This window comes from Bacillus sp. TE8-1 (assembly GCF_008368855.1).
GTDB lineage: Bacteria > Bacillota > Bacilli > Bacillales > Bacillaceae_G > Bacillus_A > Bacillus_A cereus.
The window spans coordinates 31,424-37,722 of record NZ_QPET01000041.1 but is presented as its reverse complement, the minus strand read 5'-3'; the positions used below and the strand labels follow the sequence as shown (position 1 = coordinate 37,722).

The following is a 6,299-nucleotide window of genomic DNA, read 5'->3' as shown; positions in this document are numbered from 1 at the left end:
CTTAATTCTTGATATCCTTATGGCTAAAGCCATCTATAAAATGAAAATATAAATAAATAATAGTTTGTTATGATTTGTGGATTTGGTTTTTTATCCGAATTTTCTGATTCAAATATTTCAACTTTATGAATATAGTAGGTGAAATATTTGTGTGATAGTATTTGAGATAGAAAAAAGCCAACTTTAAAAAGGATGTGAATTGAATGTGTAAACGACTGTAAAGGGTTATATTAAGGCAACGTTTAGCTGTTATTAGTGTAAGGTAAAGATATATTTTGTAACAGTTGATATAAAAATGAAGAAATAGGTACGCTTTCGTTTGTCTGACTATTTTAAATATATGAAAAATAAGACCGGTTTGAGTTTTGACGAAGTTAAATTCTAGGTGAGATGTCAATAATGATTAATTAGGTTTAATAAAGAGGTACCTTATACGCAAAAGCGTTTATATTAGTAACCTAAGGAGCTTGCTTTTATGAAAACTACTGATTCAAAAGGCCTATTAGGAAATAGGGTTTATTTACAAGTTTTCTCTGCCTATTCATTGCTTATGCTTGGTGTTTTTATTGATATGTTAGCGATTATGACTATAGTTGGGTTTGAATGGGAAGTAGATCCTACTATGATTGGATTGATTCCTGTTGCATATGCACTTCCTGGAATTATTTTTGGCTCATGGGCAGGTGTTATTGCAGATCGTTTTAGAAAAATTCCAATTATGATGTTCTGTAATCTAATGGTTGGTCTAATAACAATTGCTCTTTTATTTGTACAAGATATCCACTGGCTCTTAGTGGCATTAATGATTCGTTCCATTTTTATTGTTTTCTATTATCCTGCACAGCAAACACTAACAAGACAGATTGTATCCCCGGACTTGCTTACTAAAGCAGTAAGTATCAACGGAATAGTAGAGCAGGGTACCAAGATAGTAGGCCCACTTATAGGGGGCATGTTGTTGAGCTGGTTTCAACCAGAGTTCTGCCTCATTATAAGAGCTATAAGTTGTTTATTAGCTACCTTAGTTCTCATACCCACAATAAAATTTAAAGAAACTATATCGAAAGAATTTGTTGAACAGCAAAAACAAAGTACTTGGACCGCTTGGGTACAAGGGTGGGGTTATGTGTTATCTAATCGGATAATATTATCAACCATGATTTTCGTTACAATAGCCATGGCAGTATTACAATTAGTAGACTCACAATTCCCAACTTTATTTAAGAGCTTATTCCCACATGATAAAAGTAAAATGGGATATATCATTTCTATTATTGGTCTTGGCGGAATACTTGGTGCATTACTAACTCAGAAATTAAAACAGTTTCAATATGGCTGGGTAGTATGTGGAGGTATGGTTTTAATGGGAATTGGTTTTGGGGGGATTGGTTTGATAACGCCCGGTACGGTCTTCGTTTTAGCCTATTTAATTAGTTTTATCGCTGGTATTGGAAGTGGGCTGATGCTTGTATCTAATCAAGTCATATTACAAATAGAATCCGATCAAGATCAAGTAGGAAGAGTATTTGGTATTCAAAGCAGTTTAACAAACGCAGTTTTAATTATTTCTCCTGCTATGAGTGGCCCATTAGTGCATTTGTTTGGAGTAACTCAACTCTATGTTTATGGAGGGATTGGGCTTGTTATTATTGGAGTAATTGGAGTTTCACTGCAGAAATATTTATGGGGTAAACATAAACACGAACCTATAAGAGCAAATAATTTTTGAAGGGAAGATTTTTATGACCAATGAGGAATGTTATCCATTAAGCCATCCGCAGCGAAGAATATGGTATACAGAAGTTATTCATTCTGATAAAGGAATATGTAATTTAAGATTTTTATTTAAACTTCATCGGAAAATGAATTATTCAAAATTAAACCAAGTTGTGAATCGCGTTATCAGTGAAAATGACGGTCTGTGCATTAGGTTAAAAGAAAATGGGCATCAGGAACCGAAACAATATTTTATTAAACATGAAGAACAAGAATTTGAGTTTTTTGATTTCAGTAATGTGGAGAATACAAATTTGCTTGAGGAATGGATTGAGCAGAAAACAAAAGAAATGTTTACATTATTTAATTCGAATTTATACTATTTCGCTTTAATAAAATTAAACGATAATGAATGTGCAGTCTTTGGAAATGTTCATCATATTATTATGGATGGTTTATCAATTCAAATATTTACTGAGCAGATTGCAAAATATTATTATGACATGCATAACGAGAATGAGGAAGGCGAAATTAAAAATTCATATGTTCAATTTCTGACTAATGAACAAACATACTTGAATAGTAGTCGCTTTCAAAAAGATCAAAAATTTTGGTTAGAGGAATTTAAAACACTGCCATCTGTGACTGGATTGAAGCCTTATAATACGTACCAAGTTAGTACCAAAGCATCACGCGAGACGTTTATATTAACGGAGCATTTGAAGAGAAAGATAGAGAGGTTTTCTGAAGATTACAAAATTAGTTTATACACCCTTTTTGTTGCTGCTTTCTCGTTGTCCATGTATCGGTGGACCTCATCGCTTGATATTGGTTTAGGAATGGCTTACGGCAACCGTATGACTAAAATGGAACGAAAATTGATTGGAATGATGGTGAGTACAGTTCCTTTAAGAATGGATATTGATCCAGAAGAAGAAGTACTTTCATTTATTAGTAGGGTGTCCAGAAAACAAAGTAAATCATTAAGACACCAGAAATATCCATTTGATTTGTTATTAAAGCAGATTAATAAAGAGAATAACAGTAATGTGAGACTTTTCGGAACTACGATTGATTATAGGGATCGTGATGAAAGTGGTGACTCACTATGGATTCCAAACCGTGAAGAGGTACAAGATTTTGCAGTGCATATTGAAAATCTAATTGATATAGACTCTATACATGTACATATTGATTATCGTGAGGAGCTATTTTCTAAGGAAGAGATAGAACGATTCTTTAACGTTATGTTAGTGATACTGGAAAATACTTTTGAAAACCCAAAGCAGAAGGTGGCTGAAATAGAAATCATTTCTGAGGAAGATAAAAGAATAAGTTTAGTTGAGTTCAACAATCCTAAACTGGATGTCCCACCTCAAGTAACTATTCATGAAATGTTCGAACGGCAAGCGATGATTTATCCAAATACTATTGCAGTTACGTATGAAAAAGAAAAAATTACTTATAAGGAGCTTAATGAACGTGCAAACCAGTTAGCTCATTATTTGCAGAAAAAGGGAGTAGGACCTGATACTTTAGTTGGAATATGCTTTGAACGTTCCCTCGAAATGATTGTAGGTATTTTAGGGGTTTTGAAGGCTGGTGGGGCTTATGTTCCACTGGATCCAACATATCCAGAGCAGCGACTTCAATATATTTTAGAAGATGCTAGCATTCAGTTATTCGTAACGCAAGAAAGTTTAAAAGAATTGAAATGGTTACCAGAAAATGTTGAGTCGATTTGCCTGGATTGTGATCAAGATGAGATTGGGAAAGAAAGTAAGACTTTGCCGGTTTCTAATGTTGGTCCCAAAAATCTGGCATATGTAATCTATACTTCGGGTTCAACGGGAAATCCAAAGGGCGTTATGATAGAGCATCACAATGTCATTCGGTTATTTAAATCAACGGATTGTTGGTATCAGTTTAATGAAAAAGATACTTGGACGCTTTTTCATTCGTATGCATTTGATTTCTCAGTATGGGAAATTTGGGGAGCATTATTATATGGTGGAAAATTAGTTGTTGTTCCGTACTGGATTAGTCGATCACCTAAGGATTTTTATCAATTATTGGTGGAGGAAGAAGTCACAGTTCTAAATCAGACACCTTCCGCATTTAGACAATTAATACGAGTGTGTGAACAGGAAGATAAGAATAAAAATTTGCAGCTGCGTTACGTAATATTTGGCGGAGAAGCGTTAGAACCTATTAGCTTGTTACCGTGGTTTAAAAGGTATGGGGAGAAAAAACCACAGTTAATTAATATGTATGGAATTACAGAAACTACAGTTCATGTTACATATTATCCAATTACTTTAGATGATGTGCAGCATGCTTCAAGAAGTAATATTGGAAAGCGGATTCCCGATTTAGAAGTGTATATACTAGACGCTTATCAACAACCTGTTCCTATAGGTGTTGATGGTGAACTTTATATTGGTGGAGCAGGATTGGCACGTGGGTATTTAAATAGACCTGAATTAACAGCAGAGCGTTTTATATCTCATCCATTTAGTAGTGATCTGAAAGCAAGATTATACCGGACAGGAGACTTAGCGAGGTATTTGCCAGATGGGAATCTAGATTATCGTGGAAGAATTGATCATCAGGTTAAAATACGTGGTTTCCGAATTGAGATTGGGGAAATTGAGTCTACTTTACATACATATGCATATGTAAAAGAGGCAGTTGTAATTGTAAGAGAAGATCAGCCGGGCGATAAACGATTAGTAGCATATGTTGTAGGAGATGGAAATGTAGATGCGTGGAGAGAGTATCTTAAAGCGAAACTACCAAGTTATATGGTTCCTTCGGGATTTGTGGCGATGGAAGCTATTCCACTTACAGCTAACGGTAAAGTTGATCGTGAGGCCTTACCTATGTCGGAGGAAAAGCAGATTAATAGTGAATGTGTTGGCCCTCGGAATAGTAACGAACAGATACTAACTACCATTTGGAAGAGAGTATTAGGTGTTAAAAAGGTGGGAATCTATGATAATTTCTTTGAAATTGGTGGCGACTCAATTCTCAGTATTCAAATTATATCTCAAGCAAGTCAAGTGGGGTTAAAACTTACTCCAAAGCAAATGTTTGAATGCCCAACTATCGCTGAGCTGGCACAAGTGGCTATAGAAACGCAGGGAGTACAAGCGGAGCAGGGAATTGTGATAGGTGATGTGCCTCTTACTCCAATTCAGTGCTGGTTCTTCGAGCAAGAACATCCACATACAGAGCATTGGAATCAATCAATGCTTTTAAGAGTAAAAGAAAGATTGGATGTGAAATTACTAGAGGGAGCGATATTAAATTTACTGAAACATCATGATGCTTTACGTTTCCGGTACGAACAGTTACCAAACGGAACGTGGAGGCAGAGAAATGAAGGGACTGATGAGCTGTCAGTACTCCATGTTGTAAAACGGAATCAAGTTAATGAAAAAGAGTGGAATAAAATAATACAAGAAGAGATGAATATTCATCAAGCTAGTTTCAATTTAATTACTGGTCCGTTAATGAAAGTAGTGTACTTTGAAGATAACTTGACTGAAAATGATCGAATATTCTGGGTGATACATCATTTAGTAGTAGATGGAGTGTCATGGAGGATTCTATTGGAAGATTTACAGGTGGTATATAACCAGATGAAACAAGGTCAAGAAATTCGCTTACCTGCGAAAAGTACATCTTTTAAAGAATGGTCTGAACGACTTCAGACATACAGTGATTCGGGTATTTCAAAAGAAGTAAAGGATTATTGGAATGAACAAGTAGAAAAAGAAACGATGAAAATTCCAATGGACTATCCAATACAAGAAACGACAGAAGAATCGATTGATCAAGTGACGAGGACTTTAGGAATAGAAGAAACACAAGCATTGTTACACGAAGTTCTAGTCACTCATAAGACAAGGATTGATGAGGTACTATTAACGGCATTAGGACAAGCTATCGTCGATTGTACAAATCAGCAAACCGTTTCTATTCATCTAGAAGGACACGGAAGAGAAGAGATGATTGAAGGTATTGATTTATCAAGGACAGTGGGCTGGTTCACGAGTATTTATCCCGTTCATCTCAATTTTCAAGGAACTCAGACACCTATTGAAGGGTTAAAGGCAGTCAAAGAACAATTGCGTCGAATCCCAAATCGCGGAGTAGACTATGGTATTTTACGTTACTTGAATAAAGGATTACTTCCGTTTTATCAGCAAAAGCCTTCAATAAGCTTTAACTATTTGGGCCAATTTGATCAGGTGTTTTCAAGGGACTCTTTGTTTATGCAAGAGACAGGATTTACATTTTTAGATCATGCTCCAGATTCCAAACCATCTCATCTAATTGATGTTATCGGAATGTTGAAGGATGAAAAGTTACATTTTATTTGGCTGTATAGTAGGGAACAGTTTTCTAAATTAAAAATTCAAGTGATAGCAGATGGTATGTTGAGGCATCTTCGTCAACTTATAAATAAACCAACAACAGAGTCTGCTTTTACGGTATCAGATTTTGCTGATGCAGAGGATCTTACGGAAGAAAGCTTGAGCAAAGTATTACTTAAATTAACAAAGAAGAGGGTGTAA

2 protein-coding genes are annotated in these 6,299 nt (G+C 35.3%); both read left to right on the top strand.

The window, feature by feature from the left end:
• Positions 1 to 475: 475 nt before the first annotated feature.
• Positions 476 to 1,729 carry an MFS transporter gene (locus tag DN404_RS28905; RefSeq protein WP_098564082.1) on the top strand — a complete coding sequence of 418 codons (1,254 nt, stop codon included), beginning with the start codon at positions 476 to 478 and terminating at the stop codon, positions 1,727 to 1,729.
• A gap of 13 nt (positions 1,730 to 1,742) precedes the next feature.
• Positions 1,743 to 6,299, top strand: coding sequence for a non-ribosomal peptide synthetase (locus DN404_RS28900; RefSeq protein WP_149215782.1), 4,557 nt, complete (start codon positions 1,743 to 1,745; stop codon positions 6,297 to 6,299).

Coding starts and splice junctions, on each gene's coding strand:
- DN404_RS28905 (WP_098564082.1), top strand. CDS start 476: ATGAAAACTACTGATTCAAAAGGCCTATTAGGAAATAGGGTTTATTTA.
- DN404_RS28900 (WP_149215782.1), top strand. CDS start 1,743: ATGACCAATGAGGAATGTTATCCATTAAGCCATCCGCAGCGAAGAATA.